A 16,882-nucleotide genomic window follows, 5' to 3' on the forward strand; every position below is an offset into this window, starting at 1 on the left:
GCACGCGTCAATAAAGCTCTCGCGACTGTCCCCCGCTAACGCTAATGTAAAGCGCCCGACCCCATCACAAGCCCGGCAAAAGCCGACCGATTTGTTGACTAAAAGGCCGCGCCTGCTATGTCTCGCCTATCCTTTCCAAGGCAGTCCCAAGCCCCCAATTCCACCCCGGAGGAAGCATGACTTCGCGCGAACAACATGACCGGATGGCCAATGCAATCCGTTTTCTCGCCATGGATGCCGTCGAGAAGGCAAATTCCGGCCATCCCGGCCTGCCGATGGGTTGCGCCGACATCGCCACGGTGCTGTTCACCCGCTTCCTGAAATTCGACGCCAAGGCGCCGCATTGGCCGGATCGCGACCGCTTCATCCTGTCGGCCGGCCATGGCTCGATGCTGCTCTATTCGCTGCTCTACCTCACCGGCTACGAGGACATGACGATCGAGCAGATCAAGAATTTCCGCCAGCTCGGATCGAAGACCGCTGGCCACCCTGAATACGGCCACGCCGCCGGCATCGAGACGACCACCGGCCCGCTCGGCCAGGGTCTCGGCAACTCGGTCGGCTTCGCGCTCGGCGAGCGCATCATGAACGCCGCGTTCGGCAACGATCTCGTCAACCACTTCACCTATGTGCTGGCCGGCGACGGCTGCCTGATGGAAGGCATTTCTCACGAAGCCATCGCGCTTGCCGGACATCTGAAGCTCAACAAGCTGATCCTCTTCTGGGACAACAACAACATCTCGATCGACGGTCCGGTCTCGCTTGCCGACAACACCGACCAGGTCGCCCGCTTCCAGGCCTGCGGCTGGAACGCCAGCCACATCGACGGCACAGATCCCGAGGCGATCGCCTATGCCATCGAGACGGCGCGTCATTCCGACAAGCCGACGATGATCGCCTGCAAGACGACCATCGGCTTCGGCGCCCCGACCAAGGCCGGCACCAACAAGGCGCATGGCTCGCCGCTCGGCGCCGAGGAGATCGCCGGCGCCCGGAAATTCTTCAACTGGGAGTCGCCGCCTTTCGAGATTCCGGCCGACATCCTCGACGCCTGGCGCGCTGCCGGCAAGAGCGGCGCCAAGGCGCGCGAAGACTGGGAAGGACGCCTGGCCAAGGCCGATGCCAAGTTGAAAGGCGAGTTCGAGCGCCGCATCGCCGGCCAGTTGCCGGCCAATTTCGACGCCGTGCTCGGCGCGTACAAGAAGAAGCTCAGCCAGGACAAGCCGAAGGTCGCGACCCGCAAATCCTCTGAGATGGCGCTGGAAGTCATCAATGGCGCGGTGCCGGAAACCATCGGCGGTTCGGCAGACCTCACCGGCTCCAACAACACCAAAACCAGCCAGACCAAGAACATCACGCCGGAAGACTACGGCCAGCGCTATGTCCACTACGGCATTCGCGAGCACGGCATGGCGGCGGCCATCAACGGCCTGACGCTGCATGGCGGCCTGATCGCCTATGGCGGCACGTTCCTGTGCTTCTCCGACTATGCCCGCCCGTCGATGCGGCTTGCCTCGCTGATGGGCATCCGCTCGATCTTCGTCATGACGCATGACTCCATCGGCCTCGGCGAGGACGGCCCGACCCACCAGCCGGTCGAGCATCTGGCGGCGTTGCGCGCCATTCCCAACCACAACGTCTTCCGCCCGGCCGACGCGGTCGAAGCGGCGGAATGCTGGGAGCTGGCGCTCAAATCCGAAAAGACGCCTTCGACGCTGGCGCTGACCCGCCAGAACCTGCCGACCGTGCGCACCGAGCACCGCGAGCAGAACCTCTGTGCCTCAGGCGCCTATGAGCTCGCCGCAGCAAACGGCGAGGCGGCGGTGACGATCTTCGCCACCGGCTCCGAAGTCGAGATCGCGCTCGGCGCCCGTGACCTGCTTGAAAAGCACGGCCATCCGACCCGTGTCGTCTCGGTGCCTTGCTTCGAGCTGTTCGACCAGCAGAGCGAGGATTACCGCAAAAAGACGATCGGCAATGCCGGGATCAAGGTCGCCATCGAGGCCGGCATCCGCCAGGGCTGGGATCACCTCATCGGCACCGACGGCATCTTCGTCGGCATGCACGGTTTTGGCGCCTCCGGCTCGATCGAGCAGCTCTATCCGCATTTCGGCATCACCGCAGATGCGGCGGCAAAGGCGGTGGAAGCGCGCCTGCATGGCAAGTAAGGAACAGATCGGTGCGGTGAGGTCGCGGGAGGCGATTTCACCGTGCTGGACTAACCTAATCGATTTAAATTAAGGCTTCTGCGGCTGGATTCTTGCGCCGTCCGCCGCTATGAAGACGCGGACCCCATCCGCCCCAGCTCCCAGGGAGAGAAACAATGACCGTCAGAGTTGCCATCAACGGATTTGGCCGTATCGGCCGCAACATCCTGCGCGCCATCCATGAATCCGGCCGCAAGGACATCGACGTGGTCGCCGTCAACGATCTCGGCCCGGTCGAGACCAACGCGCATCTCTTGCGCTTCGACAGCGTGCATGGCCGCTTCCCGCATGAGGTGACCGTTGACGGCGACCAAATCTCGGTCGGCAAGGAGAAGTTCAAGGTCACCGCGATCAAGGACCCGACCCAATTGCCGTGGAAGGAGCTCGGTGTCGACATCGCGCTTGAATGCACCGGCATCTTCACCGCCCGCGACAAGGCGGCCGCGCATCTGACCGCCGGTGCCAAGCGCGTCCTGGTCTCGGCGCCGGCCGAAGGCGCCGACTTGACCGTCGTCTACGGCATCAATCACGACAAGCTGAGCAAGGACCACATCGTCATCTCGAACGCGTCCTGCACGACGAACTGCCTGGCGCCTCTGGCCGCCGTCCTGCACGAAGCCGTCGGCATCGAGAAGGGCATGATGACGACGATCCACTCCTATACCGGCGACCAGCCGACGCTGGACACCATGCACAAGGATCTCTACCGCGGCCGCGCCGCGGCGCTGTCGCAGATCCCGACCTCGACCGGTGCGGCCAAGGCCATCGGCCTCGTGCTGCCCGACCTCAAGGGCAAGCTCGACGGCATCTCGATCCGCGTGCCGACCCCGAACGTCTCGGTTGTCGATCTCAAGTTCATCGCCAAGCGTGCGACCACCGTTCAGGAAATCAACGAAGCGCTGATCGCCGCCTCCAACGGCAAGCTGAAAGGTATCCTGTCGGTCACCCGTCACCCGAATGTCTCGATCGACTTTAACCACGATCCGCATTCCTCGATCGCGGCGCTCGACCAGACCAAGGTCATGGACGGCAACTTCGTTTCGGTGCTGTCCTGGTACGACAATGAGTGGGGCTTCTCCAACCGCATGGCCGACACCGCCGTCGCCTTCGGCAAGACCATCGCCTGATCGCCCGTTTGTTGTCGCTTTCGATCACGCCCGGCTTCGGCCGGGCGTTTTCGGTGTGTGCCGAGCATGATCGACAGCTTGGAGGTGTGAGTCCTCTACCCAGCCTGATGACGGCGAAGGGTTAGCGAAGCGCAAGGGCGTCGTCGTGAGGCGGGGTCTGAAGGAAGCGTGGAGCAAACCCGCGACCCGATGGACAAGAACCGGATATGAGGCCTACCCGGCCGGACGAGCGGGCACGTGACCGCGAAGTCCATGGTCATCAAGGGCCGGGGTGGTAAATCCGGCGGGTGTGCGGGGAAGGCGGTCGATCTTACCTCGGGAGATCTGCGCCGTGTCCGGAATTCCGGACTGAGCCCGCCGTGAGGCGTGCCGATCGCGGCGCAGAAAGTCAGCAGAGGGCATAGTAGCCGCCGGGCTTGCCCGGAGGCGAAGGCTCGAACGGTTGGAAGGACGAGTAGGACGGAGTTCTCGCATTGGCCATGCGGCGGAAAACCCAGCTTGAGCTGGCCTTCTCCGAGATGGGAGCGGGTGAAGCCCGCGACCGCTCTGGGGCAGGGACCGAAGCCCGTGCGGCGAACGCCGCCTCCGAAAGCCCGGCGGCGATGGCCGGACCGTGCATGGAAGCGATTGTCGAGCGCGACAATCTGAGGAAGGCGCTGGCGCAGGTCCGGCGCAACAAGGGAGCGCCGGGGATCGACGGCATGAGTGTCGAGGCCTTGGCGCTGCATCTGAAAGACCACTGGCCCGAACTTCGTGCCCAATTGCTCGAAGGCTCCTACAAGCCGCAACCGGTGCGGCGCGTCGAAATCCCGAAGGCGTCCGGCGGCACCCGTCCGCTCGGCATCCCGACAGTGCTCGACCGCTTTATCCAGCAGGCGGTGATGCAGGAGCTGCAGGACGCATGGGATGACGGGTTCAGCGCGTCGAGCTACGGGTTCCGACCCGCACGCTCGGCACATCAGGCGGTTGCCGCGGCGCAAGCGTTCATCGCGTCGGGCCACCGCATCGTGGTGGACATCGACCTGGAGAAGTTCTTCGACCGGGTCAACCACGACATCCTGATGGGGCTGGTGGCCAAGCGGGTATCCGATCCGCGCCTCCTTCGTCTGATCCGGGGCTTTCTGACCTCGGGAGTGCTCGAAGGCGGGCTGGTCGGCCCAATCGATGAGGGAACGCCGCAAGGCGGCCCGCTCTCGCCGCTGCTGTCGAATCTGATGCTGGACGAACTCGACAAGGAACTGGAGCGACGCAAGCATTGCTTCGTGCGTTACGCCGACGACTGCAACATCTATGTGCGCAGTGTGCGGGCGGGTGAACGGGTGATGGCCAGCGTCGAACGCTTCCTCGACAGGCGTCTGAAGCTGAAGGTCAACACGCACAAGAGCGCGGTCGCCCCGTCGCACCGGCGCAAGTTCCTCGGCTTCAGCTTCACGGACGAGAAGACGCCAAGGCGTCGGATCGCGCCTGAGGCGGTCGCCCGGTTCAAGGAGCGCGTGCGGGTGCTGACGATGCGGACGCGGGGCGCAAGCCTCGTGCTGATAGCCAAGGAGCTGTCGACCTATCTGAAAGGATGGCGCGGCTACTTCGGCTTTTGCGAAACCCCGTCGGTGCTGCGCGACCTCGACCGGTGGATCAGGCGAAGGCTGCGATCCATCGCATGGAAACAGTGGACGCGCGGGCGCACCCGCTTCGCGGAGCTGCGGCGCCGGGGTGTCGGGCGCGAGCTGGCGGCACAAACCGCCGGCAGTGCGCACGGTCCCTGGCGCATCAGCAACAGTCCCGCGCTCGCCATTGCCCTGCCAAATGCTTTCCTCGCAAGCATCGGCCTCGCTTCCATCGAACCCGCCAAGACCGCATAACCAATCGAACCGCCCTGTACGGACCCGTACGCAGGGTGGTGTGGGAGGGGAGGAGCCGCGAGGCTTCCCCCTATCCCGATTTCGTCATCCTGGGGCGGAGCAAGGAGCGTAGCGACGCGCGCAGACCCCAGGATCCATGCCGTAACCTTCGAGCGTTGCGAGGGTGCAGAATTCTGTTACGTAGCACTCCTTGGCTACCGTCACGGAATGGATCCTAGGGTCTTCGCGACGGAGCTTCGCTCCTGCTACGCCCTAGGATGACGAGAGTCGGGCAAAAAACCATGCTGCCGCCTTGCACTGGTCATGTCTTCGCCCCACTCTGCCGTAAAGCGGGAGGGACGCGGATTTGAGGGGCAATTTGGGATGGAGCATGCGATCTATCTTGTAACGCTGGTCGGCACCGCGCTTGTCGTTGCCGCCGCGTTTTCGAGCCTGATCGCCTTCCGTTTCGGCGCCCCTTTACTTCTCCTGTTCCTTTGCATCGGGCTTGCCACCGGCACCGACGGGCTCGGCATCGAATTCGACAATGCGCGCCTGGCTTATTTTGCCGGCTCACTGGCTCTGGCGATCATCCTCTTCGATTCCGGTTTCGGCACGCCGCTCAATGCGTTGCGCCAGGCGGCCGGTCCGGCGCTGTCGCTGGCGACTGTCGGCGTCATCCTGACCACCGGCATCTTCGCCGCGGCAGCTTACTACCTGCTCAACCTCAGCTGGCTGGAATCCGCGCTGCTCGGCGCGGCTGTCGCCTCGACCGATGCGGCGGCGGTGTTCTTCCTGCTGCGCGCCGGCGAGATCAATCTGCGCGAGCGCGTGCGCGCGACGCTCGAGGTGGAGTCCGGCACCAACGATCCGATCGCCATCTTCCTCACCATCACTTTGGTCGAGATCATTGCCGCGCACGCAAATCCCGAGGCCAACGTGCTGGCGACGAATCTGGTGCTCGGCTTCCTCGCCAATATGGGGCTTGGCGCCGTCATCGGCGTGCTCGGCGGCCTCGCCATCGTGCGCCTGGTCGAGAGGCTCAACCTCGACCACGGCCTGCTGCCGATCTTCGTGCTCACCTTGTCGCTGATGGTGTTCGCCGCCGCTGGCGCCATCGGCGGCTCGGGCTTCCTCGCCGTTTATCTCGCCGGCTTGGTCGCCGGCAACTCCGATATCCGCGCCGTCACCATCCTGAAGCGCTTCCAGGACGGCATGTCGTGGCTGGCGCAGATCATCATGTTCCTTATCCTCGGCCTGTTCGCCACGCCGTCACAATTCCCGGCCATACTGGTGCCGGCGATCCTGCTTGGCCTGTTCCTGATCTTCGTCGCGCGGCCGCTCGCCGTCTGGCTTTGCCTGATCCCGTTCCGGCTGCCGCGCCCAGAGATCGCCTTCGTCTCCTGGGTCGGCCTGCGCGGCGCCGTCTCGATCCTGCTCGCCATAACCCCGCTGCTCGGCGGACTGGAAAACGGCCGCCTGATCTTCAACACCGCTTTCATCATCGTGCTGGTGTCGCTGGTGGTGCAAGGCTGGACGGTCGGACCTCTGGCGCGCCGCCTCGGCCTGATCGTGCCGCCTCGCCTGGGGCCGCTCGACAAGGTCGAGCTCGAATTGCCGGGCTCGGCCCATCATGAGCTGCTGGCTTATCGCGTCGCGCCTGGCAGCCCGGTGGCGCGCGGCGAGCGCATTCCGCGCTGGGCGCGGCCCTCGCTGGTGCTGCGCGACGGCCGTTCGATGCGATTCCAGGACATGGGCAGGCTGGCGGCCGGCGACCACGTCTACATCTTCGTGCCCGACCGCTACCCGCGCCTGCTCGACAAATTGTTCGCCAGCCGCGCGGTGGTCGATCCCGAGGATGCCGATTTCTTCGGCGCCTTCGCCGTCGATCCGTCCCGCTCGGCCGAGGAGCTGGAAGCCGCCTATGCGCCTGGCCTCACCGAAGCTGAACGGAAGCTTACTGTCGGCGCCCTGGTGACGGCGCGGCTCGGCGGTCACGCCGAATATGCCGACCGCGTCGACATCGGCCCGATCGAATTGATCGTGCGCGATGTCGACGACAAGGGCAGGATCACCGGACTTGGCCTGTCCTTCGAGCCGACCGCGCCGGTGGCGCGCGTCCCGGTCTTCCTGAGCGCCGGCGAGATCGGCGACCGCATCGCGGCCTTTGTCCGCGATTGGCGCAAACCGGCAAAGGCGCCAATCGGCGAAGCTCATCCGCAGGAAAACGCGCCAGCCGAGCCGGCTGGACAAAAGGCAACCAGCGAAAGCTGATCTTACACGCTTACATCATTTTTGCGCGCGCGCTTTCACGCAGGCCTTGCATCGTCTCTCGTGGAGGGTAAGGTCCCGGCGTTTTCGCAGAAAGGAACGACCATGGCCGGCTTCAGGACACTCGACGATATCGGCGCCGTCAGCGGCAAGCGCGTTCTGGTGCGCGTCGACCTCAACGTTCCCGTCGCCGACGGCAAGGTGACCGACGCCACCCGCATCGAGCGCATCGCGCCGACAATCGCCGAACTTTCCGGCAAGGGCGCCAAGGTAATCCTGCTCGCGCATTTCGGCCGTCCCAAGGACGGCCCGTCGGCCGAATTTTCGCTGGAGCCGATCGCCCGCGCGACGGCGCAAGTGCTCGGCCGCCCGGTCCGCTTCGCCTCCGATTGCATCGGCGACAAAGCGGCGGAGGCTGTCGCGGCCATGAAGGACGGCGATGTCCTGCTTCTGGAAAACACCCGCTTCCACAAGGCCGAAGAGAAGAACGAGCCGGCTTTCACCGAAAAGCTCGCCGCCAATGGCGACATCTATGTCAATGACGCCTTTTCCGCTGCGCACCGCGCGCACGCGTCGACCGAAGGCCTGGCGCACCGGCTGCCGGCCTATGCCGGCCGCACCATGCAGGCCGAGTTGGATGCGCTGGAAAAGGGCCTCGGCAATCCGGTGCGGCCCGTGGTCGCCATCGTCGGCGGCGCCAAGGTCTCGACCAAGATCGACCTTCTGATGAACCTAGTGAGGAAGGTCGACGCGCTGGTTATCGGCGGTGGCATGGCCAACACCTTCCTGGCCGCGCGCGGCACCGATGTCGGCAAGTCGCTGTGCGAGCATGACCTCGCCCCCACCGCCAAGCAGATCATGATCGAGGCGGCCGAAGCGGGCTGCGCCATCATCCTTCCCGTCGACGGCATCGTGGCGAAAGAATTCAAGGCCGGCGCACCTTGCGAGACAGTCGCCATATCGGAGGTGCCGGCCGGCGGCATGATCCTCGATATCGGCGAGAAGACCGTGCAATCCGTAGCCGACTGGATCGACCGCGCCGCGACGCTTGTCTGGAACGGTCCGCTCGGCGCCTTCGAGATCGCGCCGTTCGATCATGCGACGGTCGCGGCGGCAAAGCACGCGGCCGCCCGCACCAGGGAAGGCAAGCTGGTCTCGGTCGCCGGCGGCGGCGACACGGTGGCGGCGCTCAATCATGCCGGCGTCGCCGACGACTTCACCTATGTCTCGACCGCCGGCGGCGCCTTCCTGGAATGGATGGAAGGCAAGCCGCTGCCCGGCGTCGAGGTGCTGAAGCACTAAGCAGGCATTCATGGGTTGTCCCACGAATGCCTGCTTAAGATTCCTTTGTTTGCCGCAGGTTCTTATCGCAAACCGCGAGACACTTTTGCGGAACCTGCTTAACATTTTGCCGTCAGGCGGCAACGCCTGGCACTGCAGAAGTGCAGCCAAAAAAACAAACGACAATACCCGGCGAGCGCTGGTTTCAATCGATTTCACGCTTTCCGGCGCCGTTCCTTTGGCGCTAGACTTCCGCCAGGCGCGAACCTGCCATTTCCAGGAGGATCAATCATGAGCGAACGTCTCGAAGACATTGCCGCCGCGATAGTGGCCGACGGCAAGGGCCTGCTGGCCGCCGATGAAAGCTCCGGCACCATCAAGAAGCGCTTCGATGTCATCGGCGTCGAATCGACCGCCGACAACCGGCGCGATTATCGCGAGATGATGTTCCGCACCAAGGAGGCGATGAGCAAGTATATCTCCGGCGTCATCCTCTATGACGAGACCATCCGCCAGAAGGCCGCCGACGGCACGCCGCTGGTCGATATCATCAAGGCCGCCGGCGCCATTCCGGGCATCAAGGTCGATGCCGGCGCCAAGCCGCTCGCCGGCTTTCCCGGCGACACCATCACCGAGGGCCTCGACGGCCTGCGCGAGCGGCTGGCGGACTATTACAAGCTCGGCGCCCGCTTTGCCAAATGGCGCGCGGTGATCGATATCGACACCGGCAAGGGCGTGCCTTCGGCCAATTCGATCAGCTCGAACACCCATGCGCTGGCCCGCTATGCCGCGCTTTGCCAGGAGGCCGGCATCGTGCCGATCGTCGAGCCGGAAGTGCTGATGGACGGCGCGCATTCCATCGACACCTGCTATGACGTTACCAGGGCGACGCTGACGAAGCTTTATGAAGAGCTCCACGCGGCGCGCGTCGTGCTCGAAGGCTCGATCCTCAAGCCGAACATGGTCATCTCCGGCAAGAAATCGGGCAGGACCGACGCGCCTGAGGAAATCGCCGAGAAGACGATAAAGCTGTTTCGCGAGACCGTGCCGGCAGCGGTGCCGGGCATCGCCTTCCTCTCCGGCGGCCAGGAGGACGAGGAAGCGACTGCCAACCTCAACGCCATCAACGCCATCGGCCCGCATCCGTGGAAGCTGACCTTCTCCTTTGGCCGCGCCCTGCAGGCGGCGCCGCAGAAGGCCTGGAGCGGCAAGGCTTCCAACGTTGCCGCCGGCCAGGCCGCCTTCACCCATCGCGCCCATATGAACCATCTGGCGGCGCTCGGGAAATGGCAGCCGGCGCTGGAAAAGGCCGCCTGATCCTACAGTAATTCGCGAATCTCTGAGCCCGGGCCTGTGCCCGGGCTTTGCTTTTCGCGGCCGCCGTTCCCACCTGTGATGCCCCGTCGAAAAATTGCGCCGGTCATGTCGGATCGCGCCGATGCCGAACGTCCTTGGCGGGAGAGGACAGGAGATGGTCATGCATCGCAATGCCGTGATTTCCCGGGAAGACTGGTTCGAGGCGCACAAGGCGCATCTCGAGCGCGAGAAGGAGCTGACGCGGTTCCGCGATCAAATCGCGGCCGAGCGGCGGCAATTGCCCTGGCTCAAGATCCGCAAGGACTATGTCTTCGAAAGCGAGCAGGGACCGAAGCGGTTCGCCGAGCTGTTCGGCGGCAAGAGCCAGCTCATCGTCTATCATTTCATGATGACGCCGGGGTCCGATCATCGTTGCGAGGGCTGCTCGTTCCTTGCCGACCATATCGACGGCGCCAACCGGCATCTCAAGCACCATGACGTGTCGCTGGTCGTCGTCTCGCGGGCGCCGCTGGCCGAGATCCTCCCTTACAAGCAGCGCATGGGCTGGATGTTCGACTGGGTGTCGTCCTACGCGTCGGACTTCAACTTCGACATGCAGGTCTCTTTCACCGACAAGCAGATCGCGGCGGGCGACACCACCTACAATTTCGAGACGCGTCCGCTGAAATCGAGGGATTTGCCGGGCGCCAGCGTGTTCTATCGGGACGAGTGCGGCGACATCTTTCTTACATTCGTGTCGCGCGCCCGCGGCGGCGACCCGCTGATCGGCGCCTACCACTATCTCGACATGACGCCAAAGGGCCGCAACGAGACCGGCCCCTATCACGGCCTGATGGACTGGGTGCGGCTGCACGACGAGTACCAGGAGAAGGCCAAAGACCAACCGGACTGCTGCGCGTAACCGGCAAAACGGTCACCGCAGCCCTACCAGCTCCAATGGCTCAATACCGCCGCCAGCGAGATCGCGGCCATGGCAAGCAGCGCCAGCCTCCAGAAATCGCCGCGGCGCTTCAGCCCCGGCCAGCCGAGCGGCTTGATGATCTGGATAAGCATGAAGCCGATGATGACAAGCGCGAGAAGTTTCGTCATGCCGCCTTTGACCAGCATCGCCGGCGCCTGTCAAAGCGCTTCTCGCGCCTTCTCCCGAGGCCGGACCGCTCCTGACAAAGGCGCCGGTTTGCGAGCCTTCGCCGACCATTCCGAAGCCTGCTTTCGCGGCCTTCCAGGCTCCTGACAGACTGCTGTCAGGAGGGGTGTGCGATACTGCTCTCATCGAAAAAGAGGAGCCTAGTCATGAACGGTTTTACGATTATGCGTAGCGTGCAGCACTATGTCGGCAAGATCCGGACCGTGCGGAACGAGATCCGCACTCAACGTTTCCTGAATACTTTGCCGGCGGACATCCGCAAGGACATCGGCTGGCCCGATCTCTATGACGGCCGCGTGTGCAAGAACTGAGGAAGATTTTGCCGATCGCCGCTTGGATATCGGCCACCCCGCGCCCAGATGTAAGGGCGGCCGGATGCGACATTTCAAGGAAGATGTCGTCTTCACAGGGAATGCGAGCAAGCCTCCTGACACTATGCTGTCAGGAGGCTTGCGGTAATGGAGCGGCCTCAGGAGGACCAAGCTCAGCATGCTGAAAAGCTGGAACGACAGGCTGAACGCGCCGGGCATCAGCGGCATCAAGCCGTCGCCGCGCACCGTCGGCGACGTCGTCGCAGGCCAGTCGATGCTGGTGCCGACGGCGCGGCAAGTCGACGATTTCATCCGCTCGATCCCCGAAGGCGTGGACATGGACGTCCGCGCGCTGCGCACCGCTTTGGCCATCGAGCACGGTGCGGAGGTGACGTGCCCCGTCACCATCGGCTATCATCTGCGCACAATTGCCGAGGCCGCCAACGAGGATATCGAGCGCGGGCTGTCGCTGAGCGCCGTAACGCCGTTCTGGCGCGCGCTCGACGCAAAGACGCCGACGACGGGAAAACTGTCCTTCGGCGCGAAATTCGTCGCCGCGCAGCGCAAGCGCGAAGGGCTCAAGCCATAAACACCGGGGAGTCGATCCATGCGTCGTGCCGACAGGCTCTTCCAGATTGTGCAGCATCTGCGGGGTGGCCGATTGGTCACCGCCCAGAAGCTCGGCACCTGGCTCGAGGTTTCCGAGCGAACCATCTATCGCGACATTGCCGACCTGCAGTCGACCGGCGTGCCGATCGACGGCGAGGCGGGCGTCGGCTACATGATGAGGGAGGGTTTCGACCTTCCGCCGCTGATGTTCACGCGTGACGAGATCGTGGCGCTGGTTGCCGGCGCCCGCATGGTGCGCGCCTTCGGCGGCGCCGCGATGGCAAGGGCCGCCGACGAGGCGCTGGTCAAGATCGGCGCCGTTTTGCCCGACGCCGAAAAGGACCGCATCGCCCGCACCGAAATCCACACCCCGATGTGGGTGGTGAGCGACGCCGCGCGCGAAGCAATCGATCTCATCGAGCGCGCCGTCGAGAAGCGCCAGGTGCTGACCATCGACTATTCCGACGAGGCCGGCCGCAGCACCGCGCGAGACATCAGGCCGCTCGGCCTGTGGTTCTGGGGCAAGGTCTGGACCCTGGTCGCATGGTGCGAGATGCGCGACGATTTTCGCGCCTTCCGCATCGACCGCATCGCCTCGGTGGTCATCGCCGGCCGCATCTTCAAGCCGGAACGCGGCAAGCAGCTTGCCGATTTCTACCGCGCCGTGGAACGCAGCGAGGACTACGGCATGGCGCCCGACAGGGCGGCGCGGACGTAATCCCCCTCCCAAGCTACGTCCGAATAAAAAAGCCCGCTTTCGAGCGGGCTTTTTTTCAGGCGTCGATCGATCGGCCAAAGCCGACCTCTCCTCACTCTTCGTCTTCGTCCTTGTTCTTCGACTTCAGCGCCGAAAGCTTGGCGAAGACGGCATTGGCGTCAAGCTCTTGATCCTCGTCCTTCGGCTTTTCCGGCGCCGGAACCAGCCGCTCGGTCAGCGCCGCCGGCAGCAGCGTGTCGCCGGCGGCGGGCTGGGCCTGCTCGCGGCCGCGCGAGGCCCGGTTGACTTCCATGTCGAGGTCGATCTGCGAGGCGAGACCCAGCGTCACCGGATCCATCGGCTGCAGATTGGCCGAATTCCAGTGCTTGCGCTCGCGGATCTGCTCGATCGTCGACTTGGTGGTGCCGACGAGGCGGGCAATCTGGGCGTCCTTGAGCTCGGGATGATTGCGCACCAACCACAGGATGGCGTTCGGCCGGTCCTGGCGCTTCGACAGCGGCGTGTAGCGCGGGCCCTTGCGCTTCGATTCCGGCACCCGCACCTTGGGGTCCGACAGCTTCAGCCGGTGGTTCGGATCCTTCTCGGCACGCGCGATCTCGTCACGCGTCAGCTGGCCGGTCATCACCGGGTCCATGCCCTTGATGCCTTGCGCCGACTCGCCGTCGGCGATCGCCTTGACCTCGAGCGGATGCAGCCCGCAGAACTGCGCGATCTGCTCGAAGGAGAGCGCGGTATTGTCGACCAGCCAGACGGCGGTCGCCTTGGGCATCAGCAGCGTATTGGCCATGTCAAAATCCTTCTCGTTCGCCCGCGTTCCCGCGCGGGCGGTGGTTTTAGAGCCACCAAAATGGGAAATTCGCGGCCTGTATAAACGCTCCGTCACGATTTCGCAATGTTTTTGGGACGGCGCTAACTGACAGCCAAAAAGACAAAACCCGCTGGACGGGGTCCAGCGGGTTCGGAACCGGAGACGAGCAAGCGTCTTCAACGGCTCTGCTTCTCGACGCTACCCGGCCTTGCGCCCGGGCAGCGCGTGAAATCAAAGAGCCTGGCGGGCGATTCGCTCGATGTCGCCGCGGTTGATGCCGAGGTCGCTCAGCTGACGGGCATTGAGCTTGTTCAGCTCGCGCACGGTCTCGTTGTACATGCGCCAGTTACGGAAAGCGCGGATCGGGTTCATGGCAGGTTCTCCATTCAGGTTGGTCAATCGTTTCGATGCCGCGTAAATAGGCATCGTTGCCCAGAAATTGAACGGACGCTTTTGCATGGCGGCAATGCATTTGTTGCATTGCAGCATACGGAAAGTAGGGGAGTAGGCCAAAAGGCCAAAAGGCCAATACCGCTTACTCTCTTATTCCCCTACTGCCTCACTCCCCCCCTACTCCTCACCCGACGTCGAGCACGATCTTGCCGATGAGCTCGCCCTCTTCCAGCCGCTCATGCGCCCGCCAGGCTTCCGTCAGCGGGAAGATCATGTCCATGACCGGAGCGACTTTGCGGGTGCCGAGCAGCGGCCACACCTGTGCCTCGAGGGCAGCGGCGATGGCCGCCTTGAACTCGACGCTGCGCGGCCGAAGCGTCGAGCCGGTGTGGGTGAGACGCTTGACCATGATTTTGGAGAAGTCGGCGCTGGCCACGGCGCCGGCCTGCACGGCGATCTGGACGATGCGGCCTTCGACGGCGGCCGCCTCGTAATTGCGCGCGACATAATCGCCGCCGACCATGTCGAGGATGACGTCGGCGCCCTTGCCGCCGGTTGCGTCTTTCACTTGAGCGACGAAATCCTCCTCGCGATAGTTGATCGCCCGGTCGGCGCCGAGCTTCAGGCAGGCGTCGCACTTCTCCTTGCTGCCGGCGGTGGTGACGACATAGGCGCCGAACACCGAGGCCAGCTGGATCGCCGTGGTGCCGATGCCGGATGAGCCGCCGTGGACGAGCAGCGTTTCGCCGCGCTTCAGGCCGCCGCGCTCGAACACATTGTGCCAGACGGTGAAATAGTTCTCCGGCACCGCGGCGGCTTCCGTGTGGGTGAAGCCGGCAGGCAGCGGCAGCACGCTGCCGGCATGCACCTTGACATATTCGGCATAGCCCCCGCCCGGCGTCAGCGCGCAGACGCGGTCGCCGATACGCCAGCGCGAGACATCGTCGCCGAGCGCCGCAACCTCGCCTGAGGCCTCGAGGCCCGGCAGGTCCGAGGCGCCAGGCGGCGGCGAATAGGCGCCCTTGCGCTGCTGCACGTCGGGCCGGTTGACGCCGGCCGCATGCACCCGGATCAGGATTTCACCCGGACCAGGCATCGGCACATCCCTGGTTTCCGGCTTCAGCACCCTCGGGCCGCCGGGCTGCGCGATCGCGATCGCGGTCATCTTCGCCGGAATCTTGTGTTCGTTCGCCATGGTCGTCGTATCTCCCGTACCAGCCTGTCGCCGGCTGTTTGCATCGGTGCCCTTGCCCTATGTATGCTGATTGCCAAATCAGGCAAATGGCCAAAACAGGGAGGAGCGACGATGGCGATCTTCGACGACGAACCCAAGAAGAAGCCGCGCCCGCACGAGATCGGGCAGGATCTGTCGCTGCTTTCCGTCGACGATCTGTCCGAGCGCATTGCCCTGTTGCGCGACGAGATCGTCCGGCTGGAGGCCGAGCGGCAGGCCAGGGGCGCCACCAAATCCGCCGCCGAGGCGCTGTTTCGCCGCGGATAAACGAGCGGCGCGCGCCCGCCGCCGAAAAGCCCGAATGCGCCTTACACCTGCGCGACGAAACTCCAGCCGGGTCAGCCCATGTTTGCCAGCTACAGACCGATTCTTTCGCTGCTTCGCGGCACCGCTTTTCTGCTGGCGGCGTCAGGCCTGCATGGACTGCTGCTGCCGTTGCGGGGCCAGCTGGAGGGGTTCTCGACCGCATCGCTCGGCCTGATGGGCACGGCCTGGGCGGGCGGCTTCGTTACCGGCTGCTTCTTCGCACCGCGGCTCGTGCGCCGCGCCGGCCATGTCCGCGCCTTCGGCGCCTTCGCCGCGTCGGGGGCGATCATTGCGCTGCTGACGGGCCTCATCATCGATGAATATGTCTGGATTCTGCTGCGCGCCTTCACCGGCTTCACCATGGCCGGCGCCTTCATGGTCATCGAGAGCTGGCTGAACGAGAAGGCCACCAACGAGAACCGCGGCACCGTCTTCGGCCTCTATATGATGGTCACCTATGCCTCGATCATGGGCGGCCAGATGATCGTTGCCGGCGGCGACGTCAAATCGGCCTCGCTGTTCATGATCACCGGCATCCTGTTCTGTCTCTCGCTCATTCCGACGGCCGTCTCGACCGCCTCCCATCCGAAGCCGCTGCAGGACGTCAAGCTCGACGTCAAAGGGCTTTACGCCAACTCGCCCGTCTCGGCGGTCGCGTGCCTTTTGATCGGCATCGCCAATGGCGCCTGGGGGACGCTGGGCGCCGTCTATGGCGCGCGCATCGGCATCCCGACGGCCGAGATCGCCCTGATGATGAGCCTTGTGGTGGTGGCAGGTGCGGCCATGCAGCTTCCCGCGGGGCGACTTTCCGACACCACCGACCGCCGCTTCGTGCTGGCGGGCGCCGCCTTTGGCGCTGCGCTGTTTGCGGTGCTGATCTTCCTGTTCGAACCGCACTCCGGCATCTTCGTCATCGTGCTGACCGCCGCCTACGGCGCCTTCGCCTACACGCTCTATTCGATCGCGGTCGCGCATGCCAACGACCACGCGCGGGCGGAGGACTTCGTCAAGGTCTCGGGCGGCCTGCTTCTGCTCTACGGTTTCGGCACCATGATCGGGCCGCTGCTTGCGGCCGCGCTAATGGGCTGGCTGCGCCCCGAAGGGCTGTTCCTGGCAACGGCCTTTGCGCATCTTTGCCTGGCCGGCTACACGCTGCTGCGCATCAGCCGCCGCGCGCCGGTGCCGATCGAAAACCGCGATGCCTTCAAGACGCAGCCGGCCGACCGCGCGGTGACCCCGGAAGCCTTGCGGCTCGATCCGCGCAGAAAGGTTGAAACCGATGGTTGAGATTTGGAAAACTTTGCCCCACAAATAT

The 16,882-nt window shown here is 64.4% G+C and carries 16 protein-coding genes; 12 read left to right on the forward strand and 4 right to left on the reverse strand.

What is annotated here, in order from left to right; genetic code table 11:
* Nucleotides 1–176: 176 nt before the first annotated feature.
* The 7 genes from tkt (at nucleotide 177) to FJ974_RS06175 (ending at nucleotide 10,942) form a co-directional block, all read left to right on the forward strand.
* The gene (gene tkt / locus FJ974_RS06145) at nucleotides 177–2,168 is read left to right on the forward strand and encodes a transketolase (protein ID WP_140536171.1); all 1,992 of its coding nucleotides are present in this window, start codon (nucleotides 177–179) and stop codon (nucleotides 2,166–2,168) included.
* Nucleotides 2,169–2,323: 155 nt separating this feature from the next.
* A complete protein-coding gene (gene gap, locus FJ974_RS06150) occupies nucleotides 2,324–3,334 on the forward strand; it encodes a type I glyceraldehyde-3-phosphate dehydrogenase (protein ID WP_140536174.1) in 1,011 nt (336 codons plus the stop codon).
* 479 nt (nucleotides 3,335–3,813) lie between these two features.
* Entirely contained in the window at nucleotides 3,814–5,193 is a 1,380-nt protein-coding gene (ltrA, locus tag FJ974_RS06155; protein ID WP_226891292.1) for a group II intron reverse transcriptase/maturase, read from the forward strand.
* Between the two features lie 363 nt (nucleotides 5,194–5,556).
* Nucleotides 5,557–7,446: a potassium/proton antiporter gene (locus FJ974_RS06160; protein ID WP_140533859.1), complete on the forward strand. Its 1,890-nt coding sequence runs from the start codon at nucleotides 5,557–5,559 to the stop codon at nucleotides 7,444–7,446.
* 102 nt (nucleotides 7,447–7,548) lie between these two features.
* The gene (locus tag FJ974_RS06165) at nucleotides 7,549–8,745 is read left to right on the forward strand and encodes a phosphoglycerate kinase (RefSeq protein WP_140533860.1); all 1,197 of its coding nucleotides are present in this window, start codon (nucleotides 7,549–7,551) and stop codon (nucleotides 8,743–8,745) included.
* Nucleotides 8,746–9,015: 270 nt separating this feature from the next.
* Entirely contained in the window at nucleotides 9,016–10,041 is a 1,026-nt protein-coding gene (locus FJ974_RS06170; RefSeq protein WP_140533861.1) for a class I fructose-bisphosphate aldolase, read from the forward strand.
* 160 nt (nucleotides 10,042–10,201) lie between these two features.
* Nucleotides 10,202–10,942, forward strand: a complete 741-nt coding sequence (locus FJ974_RS06175) for a DUF899 domain-containing protein (RefSeq protein WP_140533862.1) — start codon at nucleotides 10,202–10,204, stop codon at nucleotides 10,940–10,942.
* Nucleotides 10,943–10,965: 23 nt separating this feature from the next.
* Here the strand turns inward: FJ974_RS06175 and FJ974_RS06180 are convergent, their stop codons facing one another.
* Complete coding sequence (locus FJ974_RS06180) at nucleotides 10,966–11,130, reverse strand: hypothetical protein (RefSeq protein WP_140533863.1); 165 nt, start codon at nucleotides 11,128–11,130, stop codon at nucleotides 10,966–10,968.
* 204 nt (nucleotides 11,131–11,334) lie between these two features.
* Here FJ974_RS06180 and FJ974_RS06185 point away from each other — a divergent pair, with 204 nt between their 5' ends.
* From FJ974_RS06185 to FJ974_RS06195, 3 genes are all read left to right on the forward strand, one after another.
* A complete protein-coding gene (locus tag FJ974_RS06185; protein WP_140533864.1) occupies nucleotides 11,335–11,499 on the forward strand; it encodes a hypothetical protein in 165 nt (54 codons plus the stop codon).
* A 178-nt stretch (nucleotides 11,500–11,677) separates the two neighbouring features.
* Nucleotides 11,678–12,088, forward strand: coding sequence for a hypothetical protein (locus FJ974_RS06190; RefSeq protein ID WP_181177152.1), 411 nt, complete (start codon nucleotides 11,678–11,680; stop codon nucleotides 12,086–12,088).
* Between the two features lie 18 nt (nucleotides 12,089–12,106).
* Nucleotides 12,107–12,826, forward strand: coding sequence for a helix-turn-helix transcriptional regulator (locus tag FJ974_RS06195; protein WP_095804614.1), 720 nt, complete (start codon nucleotides 12,107–12,109; stop codon nucleotides 12,824–12,826).
* Between the two features lie 91 nt (nucleotides 12,827–12,917).
* On the opposite strand, the gene FJ974_RS06200 is transcribed toward FJ974_RS06195, so the two are convergent.
* The 3 genes from FJ974_RS06200 to FJ974_RS06210 form a co-directional block, all read right to left on the reverse strand.
* Entirely contained in the window at nucleotides 12,918–13,613 is a 696-nt protein-coding gene (locus tag FJ974_RS06200; RefSeq protein ID WP_140533865.1) for a DUF1013 domain-containing protein, read from the reverse strand.
* Between the two features lie 252 nt (nucleotides 13,614–13,865).
* A complete protein-coding gene (locus FJ974_RS06205; protein ID WP_140533866.1) occupies nucleotides 13,866–14,006 on the reverse strand; it encodes a DUF1127 domain-containing protein in 141 nt (46 codons plus the stop codon).
* A 205-nt stretch (nucleotides 14,007–14,211) separates the two neighbouring features.
* Nucleotides 14,212–15,222: an NAD(P)H-quinone oxidoreductase gene (locus FJ974_RS06210; protein ID WP_140533867.1), complete on the reverse strand. Its 1,011-nt coding sequence runs from the start codon at nucleotides 15,220–15,222 to the stop codon at nucleotides 14,212–14,214.
* Between the two features lie 111 nt (nucleotides 15,223–15,333).
* Here FJ974_RS06210 and FJ974_RS06215 point away from each other — a divergent pair, with 111 nt between their 5' ends.
* Both FJ974_RS06215 and FJ974_RS06220 read left to right on the forward strand, forming a co-directional pair.
* Complete coding sequence (locus FJ974_RS06215; RefSeq protein WP_140533868.1) at nucleotides 15,334–15,528, forward strand: DUF1192 domain-containing protein; 195 nt, start codon at nucleotides 15,334–15,336, stop codon at nucleotides 15,526–15,528.
* Between the two features lie 78 nt (nucleotides 15,529–15,606).
* Complete coding sequence (locus tag FJ974_RS06220; RefSeq protein WP_140533869.1) at nucleotides 15,607–16,854, forward strand: MFS transporter; 1,248 nt, start codon at nucleotides 15,607–15,609, stop codon at nucleotides 16,852–16,854.
* Nucleotides 16,855–16,882 lie beyond the last annotated feature (28 nt).

It is taken from the genome of Mesorhizobium sp. B1-1-8 (assembly GCF_006442795.2).
Taxonomy (GTDB): Bacteria; Pseudomonadota; Alphaproteobacteria; order Rhizobiales; family Rhizobiaceae; genus Mesorhizobium.